At 65.6% G+C, this 17733-nt stretch carries 19 protein-coding genes; 14 read left to right on the top strand and 5 right to left on the bottom strand.

Features of this window, described 5'->3' with window-relative positions; genetic code table 11:
* Positions 1-47 precede the first annotated feature (47 nt).
* The 4 genes from HDG32_RS02815 to HDG32_RS02800 all read left to right on the top strand — a co-directional run bounded on the left by HDG32_RS02815 (position 48) and on the right by HDG32_RS02800 (position 1862).
* Entirely contained in the window at positions 48-512 is a 465-nt protein-coding gene (locus HDG32_RS02815) for an RbsD/FucU domain-containing protein (RefSeq protein ID WP_184063030.1), read from the top strand.
* Positions 513-548: 36 nt separating this feature from the next.
* On the top strand, positions 549-956 hold the full coding sequence (locus HDG32_RS02810) for a VOC family protein (protein WP_090806942.1): 408 nt from the start codon (positions 549-551) through the stop codon (positions 954-956).
* A gap of 104 nt (positions 957-1060) precedes the next feature.
* Positions 1061-1495 (top strand): DoxX family protein, encoded by a 435-nt coding sequence (locus HDG32_RS02805; protein ID WP_018423430.1) that lies wholly within the window; start codon positions 1061-1063, stop codon positions 1493-1495.
* Positions 1496-1589: 94 nt separating this feature from the next.
* Complete coding sequence (locus HDG32_RS02800) at positions 1590-1862, top strand: hypothetical protein (RefSeq protein WP_184063403.1); 273 nt, start codon at positions 1590-1592, stop codon at positions 1860-1862.
* 20 nt (positions 1863-1882) lie between these two features.
* Here the strand turns inward: HDG32_RS02800 and HDG32_RS02795 are convergent, their stop codons facing one another.
* Together HDG32_RS02795 and HDG32_RS02790 are read right to left on the bottom strand one after the other, a co-directional pair.
* On the bottom strand, positions 1883-3343 hold the full coding sequence (locus tag HDG32_RS02795; protein ID WP_184063028.1) for an MFS transporter: 1461 nt from the start codon (positions 3341-3343) through the stop codon (positions 1883-1885).
* 67 nt (positions 3344-3410) lie between these two features.
* Positions 3411-4712: an MFS transporter gene (locus HDG32_RS02790; protein ID WP_184063026.1), complete on the bottom strand. Its 1302-nt coding sequence runs from the start codon at positions 4710-4712 to the stop codon at positions 3411-3413.
* Between the two features lie 294 nt (positions 4713-5006).
* Between HDG32_RS02790 and HDG32_RS02785 the strand changes: the two genes are divergently transcribed.
* From HDG32_RS02785 to HDG32_RS02755, 7 genes are all read left to right on the top strand, one after another.
* Positions 5007-5714, top strand: a complete 708-nt coding sequence (locus HDG32_RS02785) for a response regulator transcription factor (protein ID WP_184063024.1) — start codon at positions 5007-5009, stop codon at positions 5712-5714.
* A 282-nt stretch (positions 5715-5996) separates the two neighbouring features.
* The gene (locus tag HDG32_RS02780) at positions 5997-6953 is read left to right on the top strand and encodes a 4-hydroxyproline epimerase (protein WP_184063022.1); all 957 of its coding nucleotides are present in this window, start codon (positions 5997-5999) and stop codon (positions 6951-6953) included.
* Positions 6950-8107, top strand: coding sequence for an FAD-binding oxidoreductase (locus tag HDG32_RS02775; protein WP_184063020.1), 1158 nt, complete (start codon positions 6950-6952; stop codon positions 8105-8107). The genes HDG32_RS02780 and HDG32_RS02775 overlap by 4 nt, the downstream gene beginning before the upstream one ends.
* The gene (locus HDG32_RS02770; RefSeq protein ID WP_184063018.1) at positions 8094-8369 is read left to right on the top strand and encodes a 2Fe-2S iron-sulfur cluster-binding protein; all 276 of its coding nucleotides are present in this window, start codon (positions 8094-8096) and stop codon (positions 8367-8369) included. The genes HDG32_RS02775 and HDG32_RS02770 overlap by 14 nt, the downstream gene beginning before the upstream one ends.
* Positions 8366-9658 (top strand): NAD(P)/FAD-dependent oxidoreductase, encoded by a 1293-nt coding sequence (locus HDG32_RS02765; protein ID WP_184063016.1) that lies wholly within the window; start codon positions 8366-8368, stop codon positions 9656-9658. Before HDG32_RS02770 ends, HDG32_RS02765 begins: the two co-directional genes overlap by 4 nt.
* A 159-nt stretch (positions 9659-9817) precedes the next feature.
* Positions 9818-10585 carry an AraC family transcriptional regulator gene (locus HDG32_RS02760; protein WP_090806925.1) on the top strand — a complete coding sequence of 256 codons (768 nt, stop codon included), beginning with the start codon at positions 9818-9820 and terminating at the stop codon, positions 10583-10585.
* A gap of 17 nt (positions 10586-10602) precedes the next feature.
* Positions 10603-10932: a hypothetical protein gene (locus tag HDG32_RS02755; protein WP_184063014.1), complete on the top strand. Its 330-nt coding sequence runs from the start codon at positions 10603-10605 to the stop codon at positions 10930-10932.
* Positions 10933-11632: 700 nt separating this feature from the next.
* Here HDG32_RS02755 and HDG32_RS02750 read toward each other — a convergent pair.
* The 3 genes from HDG32_RS02750 to HDG32_RS02740 form a co-directional block, all read right to left on the bottom strand.
* Entirely contained in the window at positions 11633-11887 is a 255-nt protein-coding gene (locus tag HDG32_RS02750; RefSeq protein ID WP_090810191.1) for a hypothetical protein, read from the bottom strand.
* A 153-nt stretch (positions 11888-12040) separates the two neighbouring features.
* Positions 12041-12373, bottom strand: a complete 333-nt coding sequence (locus HDG32_RS02745; RefSeq protein WP_090806920.1) for a hypothetical protein — start codon at positions 12371-12373, stop codon at positions 12041-12043.
* 168 nt (positions 12374-12541) lie between these two features.
* Positions 12542-14434, bottom strand: a complete 1893-nt coding sequence (locus tag HDG32_RS02740) for a bifunctional sugar phosphate isomerase/epimerase/4-hydroxyphenylpyruvate dioxygenase family protein (RefSeq protein ID WP_184063012.1) — start codon at positions 14432-14434, stop codon at positions 12542-12544.
* Positions 14435-14753: 319 nt separating this feature from the next.
* Here HDG32_RS02740 and aroQ point away from each other — a divergent pair, with 319 nt between their 5' ends.
* From aroQ to HDG32_RS02725, 3 genes are read left to right on the top strand one after another with little or no spacing between them, the layout of a single operon-like run.
* Positions 14754-15209, top strand: a complete 456-nt coding sequence (aroQ, locus tag HDG32_RS02735; protein WP_184063010.1) for a type II 3-dehydroquinate dehydratase — start codon at positions 14754-14756, stop codon at positions 15207-15209.
* Entirely contained in the window at positions 15206-16144 is a 939-nt protein-coding gene (locus tag HDG32_RS02730) for a shikimate dehydrogenase (RefSeq protein WP_184063008.1), read from the top strand. Before aroQ ends, HDG32_RS02730 begins: the two co-directional genes overlap by 4 nt.
* Before the next feature lie 50 nt (positions 16145-16194).
* The gene (locus HDG32_RS02725; RefSeq protein ID WP_184063006.1) at positions 16195-17574 is read left to right on the top strand and encodes an MFS transporter; all 1380 of its coding nucleotides are present in this window, start codon (positions 16195-16197) and stop codon (positions 17572-17574) included.
* Positions 17575-17733: the final 159 nt, after the last annotated feature.

The following is a 17733-nucleotide window of genomic DNA, read 5'->3' as shown; positions in this document are numbered from 1 at the left end:
CGTGACACCCCCGCAGCATGTTCCCAACCGAACGACCTGGAGACCCCGTGCTGAAAAATCTGGACCCGCTACTGAACGCCGATATCCTGCACGCGCTGCGCTCGATGGGCCACGGCGACGAACTCGTGATCTGCGACGCCAACTTCCCGGCCGACGCCGTCGCGCGCGATACCGTGCTCGGCAAGCCGCTGCGTCTCGACGGCGTCAGTTCGCCGCGCGCGATCCGCGCGGTGTTGTCGGTGCTGCCGCTCGACACCTTTATCGAGCATCCCGCGTCGCGCATGGAAGTGGTTGGCGAGTCGCACACGATTCCCGCGGTGCAGCGCGAAGCGCAAGCCGAGGTCAACGCGGGCGAGGGGCGCGAGGTGCCCTTCGTGTCGATCGAGCGGTTCGCGTTTTACGAGCGTGCGCGCCAGGCATACTGTGTGATCGCGACGGGCGAGGAGCGCGGCTACGGCTGCTTCGTATTCACGAAGGGCGTGTTGCTCGCGCCGGACGCGCCACGCGTATAGTCGCTACCACCTTTCTCGATTCATCACGACAAACCCATGAGCTTCCAGCTAGCCAGTCTCGATCATCTCGTTCTGAACGTCGCCGACGTCGAAGTGAGCGCGGCGTGGTACGCGCGGATGCTCGGCATGCGACGCACCGAGTTCGCGTCGCGCACCGGCACGCGCGTGGCGATGAACTACGGTAATCAGAAGATCAATCTGCGTCCCGCGTCGGCCGATACCGTCGCCTGGTTCACGTCGCGCGAGGCGGTGCCGGGCACGGCGGACCTGTGCTTCGTGACCACCGCAAGCCCGGACGACGTCAAGGCGCATTGGCTCGCGCAAGGCGTCGCTATCGAGGCGGGGCCGGTGGAGCGCGACGGCGCGCGCGGCAAGATGACCTCGGTGTATTGCCGCGACCCGGACGGCAACCTGATCGAGGTCGCCACGTATCCGTCAGCTTGAGCGGGCTTGGAAATCGCGGCCATTGCTCATATGCTCAGGGGCGAGGCGGGGAACTGAGCCCGTCCATTCGGGTCTGCTGCTTATTCATTACAGGAGTCCCCCCCATGTCGCGTCCCGTCGATTTCGGCATTATTTTCATCGCCCGTCTTGCGCTTTCCGTGCTGTTCCTGTGGAGCGGGGTGATGAAACTGCTGGGCTATGCGGGCTTCGTCGGCTACCTGCATTCGAAAGGCGTCCCGTTCGTGCAGATCGCCGCGCCGATCGCAACCGCGGTCGAGGTGCTCGGCGGCCTGCTGCTCGTGGTCGGCTTCAAGGTACGGCCGCTCGCGCTGGTCATGGCGGTGTATACGGTCGCGACGGCGGTGCTCGGCCACGACTTCTGGAATATCACCGACCCGGCCTTGCAGCACGACATGGTGATTCATTTCTGGAAGAACATCGGAATCGCGGGCGGTTTCCTGCTGCTGTTCGTTACCGGCGCGGGGCGACTGAGCATCGACAACGCGCGCGCGCCGCGCGGCGGACTCGGCGGCCTGTAAAGCGGGCTGTCAAGCGCGAGCGCGCGCAGTCGGCGCGGCCCGCATCCTGCTACACAGCAGGATTTCCAATCCGCGCCAATCATGGGAGCAGATGATGATTCAGAACTTCGAGCAAATGATCGGCGGCAAGCTCACGCAACTGTGCGCGAGTCTCGGCGAAGGGCCGACGCCGCATCGTGTGATCATCAGCCTCGCCGAGTCGGCGAAGACGCTGGTGGTTCTGGATGCGTCCGGATTCATCGGCACGCTGAAGGCGGACATCGAGGACCCGGAAAAGCTGGTCGCGGATGCGATCGCCAAAGCGCGCAACGAAGGCCTGATCGAGCGCGCAATCGCTACCGGCACGATTCAGGAGACGTCGCTGTAGGCGCCTGCATTACACACCGCTTACTTGCTCGCGGCGCTCGCGCCGCGCGCAGACGATGCCGCCGCGTGCGGCTCCGGATGCACGAAACACGCGAGCACGAGACCCAGCACCAGCAGTCCCACCGAAATAGCCGTCGCCGCTTGCATCCCCGGCACGATCTGCGTCGCGGCCGCACCGCCCGCGAGCGCGCCGAAGGCCGCCACACCCACCGCGCCGCCGGCCTGGCGCGCCGTGTTCAATACCGCCGACGCCGTGCCCGCGCGTCGCGCTTCGGTCGATGCGAGCACCGCCGTGGTCATCGCCGGCACTGCGAGTCCCATGCCCGACGGAATCAGCAAAAACGGCAGCAGCAGGCCAATCAGCGGCGTCTCGGCGTCGACGAGACGCAGCAGGCCATAGCCGAGACCAGCCGTGATCGCGCCGAGGATCATCGGCACGCGCACTCCCAGGCGGCCGATCACCCAGCCGCTCGCGACGTTCGAGATCAGGAAGCCGCCCGTCAGCGGCAGGAACGCGAGGCCCGCCTGCAACGGCGTGTAGCCGCGCACGCGCTGCAGGTAAAGGCTCAGCACGAACACCATGCCGTAATACGTCAGATTCACGCAGATGCCGAACAGCACCGCCGCGCTGAACGTGCGCGTGCCGAACAGCGACAGCGGCAGCATCGGGCGCGCGACGCGCGCTTCGACGAACACGAACGCACCCGCCGCCAGCAGCGCCAGCACGAAGCCGCCGGCGACCAGCGGATGCGCGAGCCCGAGCGGCCGCCATTCGATCACTGCGGCGACGAACGCGGTTAGCGCGACGATCGCGAGACACTGGCCGCCGAGATCGATGCCGCGTGGCGTCGCGCCGGTGTTGCCGCGAGCGGCGGCCGGCACGCCGCGTTGCGAGGTTTGCGGACGCGGAATCCACAGCAGTGTCGCGAGCAGGCCGGCCGCGCAGATCGGTAGATTGACGAGAAAGATGCTGCGCCAGCCGAACGCGGCGATCAGCAGACCGCCAGCCACCGGCCCGGCCGCGATCGAAATCGCGCCGGAGGCGGTCCACAGGCCGACCGCGCGTGCCCGCAGCTTCGGTTCGTGGCCGAACGACTGGTTGAGCAGCGCGAGCGAATTCGGCAGCATCGCGGCCGCGCCGATGCCCTGCACCGCGCGCGCGGCGATCAGCATCGGGGCGTCGAGCGCGAGCCCGCAGGCCAGCGACGCGAGCGCGAACAGCACGATTCCGCACGCATACATGCGCCGCGCACCGAAGCGGTCGCCGAGCGCGCCGGCCGACAGCATCAGCACCGCAAACGCGAGCGTGTACGCATCGACGACCCATTGCAGGCCCGCGACGTTCGCGTGCAGGTCCGCGCCGATTCGTGGCAACGCGATGTTGACGATGGTCACGTCGAGTTGCGTGACCACGAAGCCGACGCTGACGGTCGCGAGAACGCGACCGAGGGCGGGCGAAAAGGAGGGTGTGGATGAGTTCATGACTGCATCGTAAGCCCGATGCAGCGCGCCACGTTTCGGCGTGGCGTGAAGTATGGATGTCGCCGGATCAACGCGCCCGCGGCGCATCCTTGATGAACAGCGTGGTCAGCGCGCCCAGCACGCAGATCGCTGCGACGTACAGCGGCGCGGCCAGCGGGTTCGACTTCATCATCAGCGATACGGCGATCGGCGTCAGACCGCCGAACACCGCATACGCGACGTTGTACGAGAACGAGATGCCCGAGAAGCGCACCACCGGCGGGAATCCGCGGACCATCACGAGCGGAATCGCGCCGATCACGCCGACGAAAAGTCCGGCCAGTGCATACAGCGGCACGAGCAGGGACGTATCGACGGCCAACTGGCGAAACATCACGTAGTACGTGATCGCAAGCGCAACGCCGCCGACGAAAATCGTGCGACCCGCGCCAATGCGTCCGGCGATCGAACCCGCCACCACGCAGCCGATCGTCAGGCACAGCGTCGCGACACAGTTCGCGAGCAGCGCGGTGGCCGGCTCGATGTGAAATTGCTTTTGCAGCAGCGTCGGCGTCATCAGGATCACGACGACGATCGCCGCCGACAGCATCCAGGTGAGCAGCATCGACACGATCACCGCGCGGCCGTGATCGCGCAGTACGGCCTTCAGCGGCACTTCCGCGGCGATCGCCTTGCGTTGCTTCAGTTCGGCGAAAACCGGCGTCTCGTGCAGCCAGCGGCGCAGATAGACCGAGAACATACCGAACACGCCGCCGATGAGGAACGGAACACGCCACGCATATTCGGAAATATCGGCCGGCGTGAAATGGCGATTGACCGCCGACGCAATCAGCGAGCCGAGCAGAATGCCCGCCGTGAGGCCGGCCGTCAGCGTGCCGCACGCATAGCCGACGTGCCGCCCGGGCACATGCTCCGCGACGAACACCCATGCGCCCGGGACTTCGCCGCCGACCGCCGCGCCCTGCATCACGCGGAACAGCAATAGCAGCACCGGCGCGAGTACGCCGATGCTCGCGTAGGTGGGCATCAGGCCCATCAGCAGCGTCGGCACCGACATCAGCAGCACGCTCAGCGTGAACATGCGCTTGCGGCCGAACAGGTCGCCGAAGTGCGCCATGATGATGCCGCCGAGCGGCCGCGCCAGATAACCGGCCGCGAAAATGCCGAAGGTCTGCACCTGACGCAGCCAGTCCGGCATCGCCGCCGGGAAAAACAGCTGGCCGATCGCCGGCGCGAAGAAAACGAAGATGATGAAGTCGTAGAACTCGAGCGCTCCGCCGAGCGCGGCGAGACCGAGTGTCTTGTAATCGCTGTGCCCAAGCGGGCGGGGGGTGACAGCCTGCGCTCCACCCAGATTTGTCGCTTGCATTGCCATGTCTTTTGATGAATTGTGAGCCACGCGGGAGACGCGTGGACATACGGCGGTTGTCGGGCGAGAAGTGTGGCAGGCGCTGGGTAGAGCACGGGACACGGGCGCGCTGTCCGGATAGGGCGGGCGCGCTGACGACGGAGGCCGGCGCGGATTTTACAGGATGAAAGCGGAAGTCCTGCGGAGGCGCCCAGTTGGGCGAAGAAAGCGGCGGAAAATCGGAATGCTCCGAAGGGAGGGACCGGGGTGCGGCTCGGAGAATGGCCTGCATGTTCCTTGTCGAGAGTCCATCCCATGCGCGTTGCAGTCCTTCAGCGTGACCCGGTCATGCGTCAGTCCATTGAATCAAGTCTGGTGAGAGCCGGCCATTTCTGCGCGGCCTATGACGACGGCGTTGCGATGTCGAGGTCGCTCGTGCGCTCCACGATGGATCTGCTGGTGCTCGACTGGCAGGATATGCGGCCCGCCGGCGCGGACCTGTTGCACTCGGTGCGCCGCGTGGCAGGCGAGCACGTGCCGATCATGTTCGTGTCGAACGACGGCTCGGAGGAAAGCATGGTGCGCGCGCTCGCCGGCGGTGCCGACGATTACCTCGCGTTGCCGCTGCGGGACGCCGAGTTTCGCGCGCGAGTTGCGGCGCTTCTGCGGCGCGCGTATCCGGAGCGTTTCAGCGCCGCGACCTGTTTCGAGATCGGCCCCTATTGCTTCGACACGATCCGCCGGGCGGTCACGCTGCGCGGCGAGCCGGTGCCGCTGTCGCCCACCCAGTACCGGATCGCGGCGCTGTTCTTTTCCAACGTCGATCGCGTGATGTCGCGCGACCATATCTTCGCGACGGTGTGGGGCCGCGAACTGCGCGAGTTCACGCGGACCATCGACAGTCACGTGTCACGGCTGCGTGTGCTGCTCGCGATCGAGCCGCACAATGGTTTCCGGCTGCAGCCGGTATACAGAAGCGGCTACCGGTTGCTGCGGCTTCACGACCATGTGCTCAGGGAGTGAAGATTGGCAGTCGGCGCGCACGGCATGAGGTCGCCACGGCCAGGTATATGCTGAAATCCGCGTTGCAGCCCGTCGCGCTCGCCAGCGGTGTTCATTCTCCTTACGTGTCCGTATCGGTTAGCCGGGTTGCCGTGTTTGCGCCGAGGGTCATCGACGCCGATACCGAATAGCGGGACGTTTCGCGCGCCGCGCGCGCGGCGGCTCACGCATCGAGCCGCTATGCCGAAATCGTCTCAATCCGCGCGTACGCGCACCAAGACCCACCGGCCCGCGATTCCTACCATGGGCGACATGAAAACCCTCAACATTATCGACTCGCACACCGGCGGTGAGCCCACCCGCCTCGTGGTGTCGGGTGGCCCGGATCTGGGCGGCGGCACGCTCGCGCAACGGCTCGAGGTTTTCCGCACCCGCTTCGACGACTGGCGCGCCGGCATCGTCACCGAACCGCGGGGCTCGGACGTGGTGGTCGGCGCGTTGCTCTGCGAGCCCGACGATCCGACTTGCGCGGCCGGCGTGATCTTCTTCAACAACGTCGGCTATCTCGGCATGTGCGGGCACGGCACCATTGGGCTCGTCGTGTCGCTCGCGCACATGGGGCGGATCGGGCCGGGACGACACCGCATCGAAACGCCGGTCGGCATGGTGGAGGCGACGCTGAACGAAGACGGCGGCGTCGCGGTGCGCAACGTGCCCGCGTATCGCCACCGTAAGGCGGTGCAGGTCGACGTGCCAGGCTATGGCGCACTGACCGGCGACATCGGCTGGGGCGGCAACTGGTTTTTCCTCGTCGCCGAGCATGGGCACGAGCTCGAAGCCGCGAACATCGCGAGCCTGACGGCTTTCAGCTCGGCGATTCGCGACGCGCTGATCGCACAGAACATCACCGGCGCGAACGGCGCGCTGATTGACCATATCGAGCTGTTCGGACCGGGCTCGCGCGAGGGCCTCGACAGCCGCAGCTTCGTGCTGTGTCCCGGCAATGCGTACGACCGCTCGCCGTGTGGCACCGGCACGAGCGCGAAGGTCGCGTGTCTCGCGGCCGACGGCAAGCTCGCCGAAGGCGCGGTGTGGCGCCAGGAGAGCATCATCGGCAGCGTGTTCGAGGCGAGCTATCGCACGGCGGGCGACGGCGTCCACGTGATTCCGACCATCACCGGTCACGCGCACATCATGGCCGAAGGGTGTCTGTGTTTCGACGAGCTCGATCCGTTCGCGTGGGGTATCCGGACCGCATGAGACCGGACGCGCTGATCATCGGAGCGGGTATCGTCGGTGCCGCGTGCGCGGCGGAACTGGCCGCGCTCGGCATGCGCGTCGACGTGCTCGATGCGCAGCGCATCGGCGGCGGCGCGACGGCGGCCGGCATGGGCCATATCGTCGTGATGAACGACTCGCCCGCCGAATTCGCGCTGAGCCGCTATTCGCGCGAGCTATGGCTCGAGCTCGCGCCGCAGCTGCGCGCGCGCGACGCGTTCGCGCGCTGCGGCACGCTGTGGGTCGCAGCCGACGACGAAGAACGGCAAGCCGCCCGCGCAATGCAGGCGGCGTTTGAGAGCCAAGGCGTCGCCGCGCAATTGCTGGACTCGGCCGAACTGCGCGCCTGCGAACCGGCGCTCGCACCATCGATGGCGGGTGGCTTGCGCATCGAGCACGACAGCATCGTGTATGCGCCGACCGCCGCCGAATGGCTGCTCACGCAGTCGCCGCATGCGGCGAATATCAGCGTGCGACCTGGAGCGCCGGTCGCGTCGGTCGGTGCGGGCGGCGTGACCCTGGCGTGCGGCGAGCGCACCAGCGCGGCGCACGTGGTCGTCGCGAACGGCCTCGGGGCGGCGCAATTGTTGCCGCGGCTGCCGTTGCAGCCGAAGAAAGGCCATCTGCTGATCACCGACCGCTACCCGGGGCTGATCCGTCATCAACTGCTCGAACTTGGCTATATCAAGAGCGCTCATCACGCGACCGGCACGTCGGTCGCGTTCAACGTACAGCCGCGTCCGACCGGGCAACTGCTGATCGGCTCGTCGCGCCAGTTCGAAACAACCGATCCGGCCGTCGAGATGCCGGTGCTCGCGCAGATGCTGCAACGCGCCGCGCAGTATCTGCCGGGGTTGCCGGCGCTCAGCGGCGTCCGCGCGTGGACGGGGTTTCGCGCGGTGTCGCCGGACGGCCTGCCGCTGATCGGACCGGCCGGCGAGTTCGCGCCCGACGTCGGCTCTGGCTCCGCATCCCGCCTATGGCTCGCGGTCGGCCACGAAGGGCTTGGCGTGACGACCTCGCTCGCGAGCGCGAAACTACTCGCGGCGCAGATCGCGGGCCATGCCGCGCCGATTCCGTGCGAACCCTATCTACCGGTGCGTTTTGCAGAGCAGGCGGCCCATGACCGACACTGACGCGGCCCGCATCCGTTTGAGCGTCGACGGCCGCAGCATCGAAGTGAAACCCGGCACGACCATAGCCGCGGCGCTCGCGATCGCGGGTGTGCGCGGCTCGCGGCTGTCGGTCAAGGGCGAGCCGCGCGAAGCCTTGTGCGGGATGGGCGTGTGCCAGGAGTGCCGCGTGACGATCGACGGTCGCGCGCACGCGCTCGCGTGCCAGACGCTATGCCGCGACGGTCAGCGCGTGCAGACACGAAACGGGACAGTACACGCATGACGCAGCACTTCGACATCGTGGTGATCGGCGGTGGTCCGGCCGGGCTCAATGCCGCGCGAGCGGCGGCGCAGGCGGGCGCGACGGTCGCGCAGATCGATGACAATCCGCGCGCCGGCGGCCAGGTCTGGCGCCAGGGGTCCGCCTATCCGCCTCAAGCAGCGTTGCATGCGTTGCTCGCGGCGTTGCAATCGCAGCAAAACTTCACTTACTGGCCATCGACGCGCGTGATCGCGCCGCTCGGCGCGCAAGGCTTGCTGCTCGAATCCGCCGAACACGGCGGCGTGTCGATCACCTATGACAGACTGATTCTTGCGACCGGCGCGCGTGAGCGTCTTCTGCCGTTTCCTGGCTGGACCTTGCCCGGTGTGACCGGCGCGGGCGCATTGCAGGCGCTGATCAAAGGCGGCATGCCGGTGCGCGACGAACGGATCGTGATCGCCGGCAGCGGCCCGCTGCTGATGGCCGCGCTCGCCACCGCGCGAGAGGCCGGCGCGCGCGTGGTCGCGGTGGTCGAGCAGGCATCGGCGGCCGAGGTCGCGCGTTTCGGCGTGTCGCTGCTGCGCGAGCCCGCGAAGCTGCGTCAGGCGATCAGCCTCACGCACGGCTTCGCGGGACTGCGCTACTGGACCGGCAGCATCGTGAGCGAAGCCCGTGGCGCGCAGCGCGTGCAACAGGTGACGATCCGGCGCGGTGAACGCGAGGTGACGCTCGATTGCGACCGCGTCGCGTGCGGCTTCGGACTGCTGCCGAACGTCACGCTTGCCCAGGCGCTCGGCTGCGCGATCAACGACGCGGGCGAAATCGTCATCGACGACGGACAGCGCACCTCGCTCGAACGCGTTTATGCAGCGGGCGAGTGCACGGGCGTCGGCGGCGCTGAGCTCGCTGGCGCGGAAGGCGAGATCGCCGGTCTCGTGGCGAGCGGCGCGGCGAGCACGCAACGCGCCGCGCTGGCGGCGCTCGTCGCGCAACGCGCTCGCTGGCGGGGCTTTGGCGGGCGCGTCGCGGCGTCGTTCGCATTGGGCGAGGCCGCGTGCACGCCGCCCGCCGACGCGACGCTGTTGTGCCGTTGCGAGGACGTGAGCGTCGGCGAGGTGCGCCGCTGCGCCGACTGGCGTGACGCGAAACTGCAGACGCGCTGCGGTATGGGCCCTTGCCAGGGGCGCATCTGCGGGGCGGCCGCGAGCCTGTACTTCGGCTGGCCGACCGCCGCGGCGCGTCCGCCGTTCAGTCCGGCGCAAATCGGCACGCTGATGAGCGCCGCCGAACCGCCGACTGCGGCGCCATGACGGCTCCGCGCTTACCCTCGGTAGATATTGGCGGGCGACGCGCGGCTCTATAATCGACCGCAATCAACCGCACGAGCGGGCTGCCCGGCCGCACCGGCGCAGCGATCCGCGAACGCAACCTAACGCAATCAACCAGGCACGCACCCACGGAACCGCACGATGAACACGCTGGCGCATCCGCTCGAAACTGACGATACGACGCTGTCCGGCATGCTGTCGCATTTCAGGTTGCTCGAGCCGGTATTCGATGCAATGCCGGACGTCGTGTTCTTCGTCAAGGACGCCGACGCGCGGTATGCGCTCGTCAACCGCACGCTCGCTTCGCGTTGCGGCTTCAAGGAAAAGGCCGCGCTGCTCGGCAAGACCGCGGAAGACGTGTTTCCGCGCCGCTTCGGGCGCATCTATACCGCGCAGGACAAGGCGATCATCGGCGTCGGCAACCAGATGCTCGATCAGCTCGAACTGCATCTGTATCCGGGCCGTCAACCGGGCTGGTGCCTGACCTGCAAACAGCCGTTGCGTGATGCGACCGGCAAGGTGGTCGGCCTCGCCGGCATCTCCCGCGATCTGAAAGCCGACGAAAGCAGCCATCCGGCCTACAGCCGGCTTGCCGCCGTCGTGCAGTCGATCCAGCAGAATTACGTGCAGCCGCTGAACCTGAAGCAGCTTGCGGCGATGGCGGACATGTCGGTCGCGCAGTTGGAGCGGTATTTTCACAAGGTGTTTCATCTGACGCCGCGCCAGGTGCTCCTGAAAACGCGACTCGATGCAGCGACCGCGCTGCTGGTGTCGCACGACAAGGTCACCGACGTCGCCGCGCGTTGCGGCTACACCGATCACAGCGCGTTCACACGGCAATTCAAGGCGACCGTCGGCGTCACACCGACCGAATACCGGATGTTGCTGCACGGTACGCTGCGCGGCTGAACGGCGTCGCACGTGTCATGGCGGGTCGCGCGCATCACTACTACGTGTACGTCGTCGCGCTCGACGACAAGGTGTGGAACGAGGCGCGCTTTCGTCGCGCGAATCCTGGTTACCGTTTCGACAAGCCGTGCGTGTACGTCGGCATGACGGGGCTCGACCCGGACGTGCGCTTCGATCGGCACAAGGCGGGCATTCAGGCGAATCGCTTTGTGCGCGACTACGGCCTGCGTCTGATGCCCGAACTGTACGACGTGTTCAACCCGATGCCTTACCGCGGCGCGCAGGATATGGAAGTGGAATTGGCGATCGGGCTGCGCGAGGCGGGGTATGGGGTATGGCAGGCTTGAAAGGCTTGACGCGGCCGAATTCCATTGTGACGATCGTGCTCGATGTGCTCGCCGCCATGCGATGACGCTGGCCGGCACTACCAATGCGATGGCGACGATATATCCCGAAACGATCAGCACAAAGTTGCCCCAAGCCTCGACATCGTAGGCGTCGGGCTCCCAATTGGGACATAGGCAACGCAGTAGCCATCGAACGGAACCGGCGAACCATTACGGTATCTGGAACGATAGTTGTTGCGTGCCCCATGCGAGTGCAGTGCCTAATGCGACCCATATCCCAAGTGCACTGATGCACCATCGAAGCGATCGGGCGTCTCTCATCGCACTTCTACTCGCCCGTAAGCTCGCATGTTAGCCGGCTCTCTGACCTGAATAGGCCTCGACCGCGCCAAAGCCTGAACAGACGAATCGTGAAGTTTCTTTCCGATTGAGCTCGAAGATACAGCTTACAGTCATTGGTTTTTGCTCCAGAATTCCCTGAGGTGGCGGAGCAATGACTATTGCGTGTACGTCGGTGCCAGACAATCGGAGCGTTCTTAAAGATGCCTCGCATGTCTACGAAACTGATGCAGAAGCGCGGCGGTCTGATCCATCGCCAAAAACGTAGGCCACGCTCAATGGCTGTGCCTGAATAGAAAAAAGCCGCGTCAACGCAAAGCGCTGACGCGGCCTCGGATGACCGGGTCGCGAGCCGATCTGCTTACTTCACCCCAAGCCCTCGCAACACCGCATTACCCTCGGACGTCAGACGGATATGCGGCGTGCCCGCGTCGTTCGAAACGGTCTCGACGAGACCTGCTTCGTAAAGCTGCGGAATTTCGGGTTTTGCGGATGCATCGATCGGCGCGTGCAGCAGCAGCAGCAGCGTCGCGAGCTCGTGATGGCTCAACAGACGGCGCAGGATAGTAGGCCGTTTGGCCGGTGTTTCGTTGGTGTTGATTTCGGGCTGATTCATGGAGCGCACCTCGTGCGGGGACATGTCCGGGGATCTTGCGGACGAAGTCTTAAACGATTCTTAAGACTCCATTGTCCTGTAACACCGTGACATGAACGTTGCAATGGATCAGATTCCGGCGCCCGCAACTTCGCCTTTATGCGCCACAAAGCCTTATGGCGCGCAGGTTTTGCTTGCCGATTCGATCCACAGGTTGCTTACATGACGCTTGCCCGCATAGAAACGGTAAGTTGTCGCGCCGTTGTCGCTGCGTACCTTGACGACGTTCGAGTCGCCGAAGTCGAGCATCTGACCCTGCGGGATCCCCGTCGACTTGAACGCGGCGTTGTGATGATTGGCCATCTGCGTCAGACAGGCGACCACGTCGTCGACGGAACGCTGTGTCGTCGTGTCCGTGACGGGTTCGCCGGAATCCGGGTCTTTCTGGAAATACGCGCAAGCGCTGAGCAGTAGCGAAAGGGACAGGACTGCAGCGAACTTCTTCATATCTCTCCTGGCGTTGATTCGGCGATTCGGCTGAGCAGGCGCCATTATATCGAGACGGCGAGCCTGCCCCGATCGGGGACGCAGGTCGCGTGCCTGAAAAGACGAAATCCGTATCGACGCGGCGACTTCGAATGACGAAGCCGCCGTCGTGCCTCCGGTGTCCGCCCGTTACTTGCGCCGCTGCGCCTGCGCCGCGAGCCGCACCGCCGCATTGGCCGCGCCGTAGCCGTCATAGCCGCCGCGCCGCTCGACGATCTCGAGGAAGAAGCGCTGGTCCAGTTGCTCCGTATAAGCGTGGAAAAACTCGCCGCCGCGTTCGTCGCGGTCGTACAGGATATTGTTCGCGCGCATCGCTTCGAGCAGCGTGTCGGACAGCGCGTAGCGGGCCGCGAGGTCGTCGTAGTAATTGCGCGGAATGCGCAGGATCGGCACGCCGTCGGCGACGAACTCGGGGAGAGCGCTGAAGATGTCGCCGGTACTGAACGCGACGTGGTTCAGTCCGGAGCCGTGATACGTGTGCAGCGCCTCGGCCACCGCCGTATGGCGATCCACCGATGCATTCAGCGCGATCCGCACCGAGCCGTCGGGGCTGCGCAGCGCGCGGCTGCGCACGAGGCCGTACGGATCGGGAACGAGCACCCCCGGCTCGGCCAGGAAGCCGAACGCGGTGCGCAGAAACAGCACCCACGTATCGAGCGCATTCGCCGGCACCGACAGACACACGTGATCGATGCGCTCGAGCGGTCCCACCTCGGTCGGGCCGTTGACGTCGGTCAGCACGAAATCGGCCTCGAACAGCGTGGGCTGATCGGGCGTTTCGTCGACGAAGTAGTTGAGACTGCCGTCCGGCGCCTGCACGGCCGGCAGCACGCGCTCGTTCGGCCCGATCTGGCCGGAGAACGGCGCGTAGCCAAAGCCGGCCGCGCGCTCGAATGCGTGGCTCGCGTCATCGACACGAAACGCCGATGCGCACAGCGACAAACCATGCTGCTGAAAAAACGCGTTCGCGAACGAATCGGGCTCGGCGTTCAGCACGATCGAGGCCGCGCCGTGCTGATACAGCGTGACGTCCTTCGAGCGATGCTGGCCGGCCTGGCGAAAGCGCAGCTTGCCGAGCCAGTCGGCTAGCTGCGTGCGCGTGGTGTGATCGACCGCGAATTCGAGGAACTGATAGCCGACGTGCGCGGGCGCGGCGGGCGAGCGGTACAGGCCGCCTGTCGTTTTGCGCGGCTGCTGTTGCTCTTCGAGCAGCGCGCGAGTTTGCTCTTCGAGGAACAGCAACGAGCGATGGCCATCGGCGGCCGTGATCGTGGTGGGGGCGGCGCGAAAGCCGTCGTTGAAGATTTCCAGCGAAAGCGGGCCCTTGTAGCCAGCTTTGACGACCTGCGCGGTGAAGTTCGCGAGATCGAAGTCGCCCTGGCCGGGGAAGCAGCGGTAGTGGCGGCTCCATTCGAGCACGTCCATCGCAAGCTTCGGCGCGTCCGCGATCTGCACGAACGCGATGCGCTCGCCAGGAATGTCGGCGATCGCGTCGGGCGTGTCGTTCAGCGACAGCGTATGAAAGCTGTCGAGCACGAGCCCGAGATTCGGATGATTCACGGCGTCGACAAGCTTCCACGCGTGGCGATAGGTCTTTACGTGCCTGCCCCAGGCGAGCGCTTCGTAACCGGCGACCACGCCAGCCGCTTCGGCCGCGCGGGCGAGCGCGCCCAACTGGTCGATCATCAGCGAGTCGTCGCAGATCGTGTCCGGCGACACGTTGCTGCACACGAGGATGCGGTCCGTGCCTAGCTCGTGCATTACGTCGAACTTGCGCTTCGCGCGGTCGAGATTACGCTCGAGCCGTTCGGGACTGACACCGTCGAAATCGCGAAACGGCTGGAACAGCATGATCTTCAGGCCGAGGTCGTCGGCGATGCGGCGCACGTCGGCGGGCGAGCCGTCGAAATACAGCAGGTCGTTCTCGAAGATTTCGACACCTTCGAAACCCGCCGCACGGATCGCGCTCAGCTTCTCGACGAGGGTGCCGCTAATCGACACGGTGGCAATCGAACGTTGCATGAACGGCTCCTGCAAAAACGGACAAACGAGGGGGAAACTCAGAGAAAAACCGCGGCGGCGCGCCTGGAGGCGCGGCCTGCCGGGCTTGCTGCAATGCGCAAAAATGAGCGAGTTCGTTACGCACTGAAGCAAGACGCAGGCCGGAATACTCCACACTATCCGGGAGTTTTGATAGTCTATACAAACTAACTAGATGGTACAAATTCGTAGAAACCCCGAATGACGACGACGGCCGATGCGCGCACACTTCGCCATGCGTCGAAGAACCGCCGCGGGTGCCGCGGTTCGAGTCGCGCCTTATTTTGCGGGAGTCGTTGTCATGAGCTTTGCCTCCGTACTGGTCCTGAACGGACCGAACCTCAATCTGCTCGGCACGCGCGAGCCGGCCATCTATGGCGCGCAAACGCTCGACGACGTCGCGAAGCTGTGCCGCGACGCGGGCGAGCGCCTCGACCTCGCGATCGACTTCTGCCAGTCGAACGCCGAGCATCAGCTGATCGACTGGCTGCACGCGGCGCGCACCAAGGTCGACGGCATCGTGATCAATCCGGCCGCTTACACCCATACGTCGGTCGCGATCGCCGACGCATTGAGCGCGATCGAAAAGCCCGTCATCGAGGTGCATATCTCGAACGTGCATCGGCGCGAAGCGTTCCGGCATCACTCGTACGTGTCGGCGGTGGCGGACGCGATCATCGTCGGCTGCGGCACGCAGGGCTATGTGCTCGCGCTGGAACGGATGGCGACGATTCTTAAGAATAGGGCGGCGAAATGAACACTCAAGCGAACACTCGGGGAAATTCCCGGACCGACGCGCAGATCGCCGCGTTGGCCAATGCGCAGGCGAGCTTGCGGGCCACTCCCCGCTCCTTTCTGGTCGGCCTGATCGGCTCGGGCATCAGCGGTTCGCTCACGCCCGCGATGCACGAGGAAGAGGGCAGCAAGCTCGGACTGCACTATGTCTATCGACGCATCGATCTCGATGCGCAGAAGCTCGACACCGCCGCGCTGCCGGAGCTGCTGACGGCGGCCGAACGGATGGGTTACAACGGCCTGAACATCACGTATCCGTGCAAGCAGGCGGTGATTCCGCTGCTCGACGAACTGTCCGACGACGCCCGCGCGCTCGGCGCGGTCAACACCGTGCTGTTCAAGGACGGCAAGCGCATCGGTCACAACACCGACTGGTCCGGCTTCGCGCGTGCGTTCCAGCGCGGCCTGCCGGACGTGTCGCTGGAACGCGTCGTGCAGCTTGGCGCCGGCGGCGCCGGCGCGGCGGTCGCGCATGCGGCGCTGAACATGGGCGCGCAGTCGCTGACGCTGTTCGACGTCGATGCCGCCCGCGCGCAGTCGCTCGCCGACGAGTTGCAGGCGCGTTTCCCGAAAGCCAAGGTCAGCGCGGGCACGTCGCTCGAAGAATCGCTCTGCGTCGCGCAAGGCCTGATTCACGCTACCCCGACCGGTATGGCTAAAATGCCGGGGCTGCCGCTGCCGGCCGAATTGCTGCACCGCGACCTGTGGGTCGCCGACATCGTCTATTTCCCGATTCGCACCGCGCTGCTGCAGGCGGCCGAGGCGCTTGGCTGCCGCACGCTGAGTGGCGGCGGCATGGCGGTCTACCAGGCGGTCGACGCCATGCGTATTTTCACGGACCTCGAGCCGGACGCCGAGCGCGTCTACACTCACTTTCAATCGTTGTTGCAACGCTAACCGGCCGCGTAGAGACCGGCACCCAAGCTGATCGAGGAGACAAGCACGCCATGACGCAATCGTTCCAATCCAGCTCCGCGGGCTCGCCCGCGCAGAACAAGGCGGCGAGCCCCGCGCGCCGTTCGAAAGCCCGTTACAAGATCCTCGCGCTGCTCGCGGTCGGCACGATGATCAACTATCTCGACCGCACCGTGCTCGGCATCGCGGCACCGCAGCTGACGAAGGAGCTCGGCATCAACGCCGCGCTGATGGGCCTGCTGTTCTCCGTGTTTTCGTGGAGCTACGTGGCCTCGCAGATTCCGGGCGGCCTGTTTCTCGACCGCTTCGGCAGCAAGCTCACATACTTCCTGTCGATGACGTTCTGGTCGCTCTGCACGCTCGCGCAAGGGCTCGTGGGGAGCATCGGCGGCCTGTTCGCCTTCCGTCTCGGCCTTGGCGTTTCGGAGGCGCCATGCTTTCCGACCAATAGCCGCGTGGTCGCCACGTGGTTTCCGCAAAGCGAGCGCGCGATGGCGACCGGCACCTACACGGTCGGCGAATATATCGGCCTCGCGTTTTTCAGCCCGTTCCTGTTCATGCTGATGGGCGCATTCGGCTGGCGCTCGCTGTTCCTCGTGGTCGGCGGCGTCGGTATCGCGTTCGGCGTGGTGTGGTGGCTGCTGTATCGCGAGCCGCGCGATCATCCGTCGGCGAATCAGGAAGAGCTCGACTATATCGAGGCGGGCGGCGGTCTCACGCAACGCAACAAGGATGTCGCGGGTGCGGCCGCGGGTACACCTGATACGGCGGCATCGAAGAAGAGCGGCTTCCAATGGGGCACGATCGGCCAGCTGCTCAAGCATCGCCAGTTGACCGGCATCTGCCTCGGCCAGTTCGCGGGCAATTCGACGCTGGTGTTCTTCCTCACGTGGTTCCCGACGTATCTCGCCACCGAACGTCATATGGCGTGGCTGAAGATCGGCTTCTTCGCGATCATGCCGTTCATCGCGGCTTCGATCGGCGTGATGTTCGGCGGCGTGTTCTCCGACTGGCTGCTGCGCCGTGGCAAATCGCCGAACGTCGCGCGCAAGCTGCCGATCATCGCGGGTCTGCTGCTCGCGTCGACGATCATTCTCGCCAACTATGTCGAGAGCAACGTCGTGGTGATCGCGATTCTGTCGGTGGCGTTCTTCGCGCAGGGCATGGCCGCGCTCGGCTGGACGCTGGTGTCGGATATAGCGCCCGAGGGCTTGCTCGGCGTGACCGGCGGCATCTTCAACTTCGCCGCGAACCTGGCGGGTATCGTGACGCCGCTCGTGGTGGGCCTGATCGTCGCGGCGACCGGTTCGTTCGTGGGCGCGCTGGTGTTTATCGGTGTCATCGCGTTGATCGGCGCGCTGTCGTATATCTTCGTCGTCGGCGATATCAAGCGGATCGTGCTGGTGGATTGAGTCTTCCCGCCGAGCCGTCGCTTCATGTGACGGTCGTGGTTCCCTTCGAATCCCCGGTTGTCGTCGCGGTGCGGCGGCAACCACGTCGACTGCCGTCACCGGTTTGCCGGGGCAGTAAGCCGCTGAACGCGCTGCGTTTCTCGAAGCGATAAAAAACGG

Source organism: Paraburkholderia sp. CI2, from assembly GCF_014201055.1.
Classification (GTDB): domain Bacteria; phylum Pseudomonadota; class Gammaproteobacteria; order Burkholderiales; family Burkholderiaceae; genus Paraburkholderia; species Paraburkholderia tuberum.
This window is presented reverse-complemented; position numbering and strand designations above follow the sequence as displayed.

Bases quoted from the DNA above. Each gene is read 5' to 3' on its own strand.
- HDG32_RS02780 (WP_184063022.1), top strand. From the start codon at position 5,997: ATGGGCGACATGAAAACCCTCAACATTATCGACTCGCACACCGGCGGT.
- HDG32_RS02755 (WP_184063014.1), top strand. From the start codon at position 10,603: ATGGCGGGTCGCGCGCATCACTACTACGTGTACGTCGTCGCGCTCGAC.
- HDG32_RS02745 (WP_090806920.1), bottom strand. From the start codon at position 12,373: ATGAAGAAGTTCGCTGCAGTCCTGTCCCTTTCGCTACTGCTCAGCGCT.
- HDG32_RS02800 (WP_184063403.1), top strand. From the start codon at position 1,590: ATGATTCAGAACTTCGAGCAAATGATCGGCGGCAAGCTCACGCAACTG.
- HDG32_RS02730 (WP_184063008.1), top strand. From the start codon at position 15,206: ATGAACACTCAAGCGAACACTCGGGGAAATTCCCGGACCGACGCGCAG.
- HDG32_RS02765 (WP_184063016.1), top strand. From the start codon at position 8,366: ATGACGCAGCACTTCGACATCGTGGTGATCGGCGGTGGTCCGGCCGGG.
- HDG32_RS02790 (WP_184063026.1), bottom strand. From the start codon at position 4,712: ATGCAAGCGACAAATCTGGGTGGAGCGCAGGCTGTCACCCCCCGCCCG.
- HDG32_RS02770 (WP_184063018.1), top strand. From the start codon at position 8,094: ATGACCGACACTGACGCGGCCCGCATCCGTTTGAGCGTCGACGGCCGC.
- HDG32_RS02740 (WP_184063012.1), bottom strand. From the start codon at position 14,434: ATGCAACGTTCGATTGCCACCGTGTCGATTAGCGGCACCCTCGTCGAG.
- HDG32_RS02810 (WP_090806942.1), top strand. From the start codon at position 549: ATGAGCTTCCAGCTAGCCAGTCTCGATCATCTCGTTCTGAACGTCGCC.
- HDG32_RS02795 (WP_184063028.1), bottom strand. From the start codon at position 3,343: ATGAACTCATCCACACCCTCCTTTTCGCCCGCCCTCGGTCGCGTTCTC.
- aroQ (WP_184063010.1), top strand. From the start codon at position 14,754: ATGAGCTTTGCCTCCGTACTGGTCCTGAACGGACCGAACCTCAATCTG.
- HDG32_RS02750 (WP_090810191.1), bottom strand. From the start codon at position 11,887: ATGAATCAGCCCGAAATCAACACCAACGAAACACCGGCCAAACGGCCT.
- HDG32_RS02725 (WP_184063006.1), top strand. From the start codon at position 16,195: ATGACGCAATCGTTCCAATCCAGCTCCGCGGGCTCGCCCGCGCAGAAC.
- HDG32_RS02785 (WP_184063024.1), top strand. From the start codon at position 5,007: ATGCGCGTTGCAGTCCTTCAGCGTGACCCGGTCATGCGTCAGTCCATT.
- HDG32_RS02805 (WP_018423430.1), top strand. From the start codon at position 1,061: ATGTCGCGTCCCGTCGATTTCGGCATTATTTTCATCGCCCGTCTTGCG.
- HDG32_RS02760 (WP_090806925.1), top strand. From the start codon at position 9,818: ATGAACACGCTGGCGCATCCGCTCGAAACTGACGATACGACGCTGTCC.
- HDG32_RS02775 (WP_184063020.1), top strand. From the start codon at position 6,950: ATGAGACCGGACGCGCTGATCATCGGAGCGGGTATCGTCGGTGCCGCG.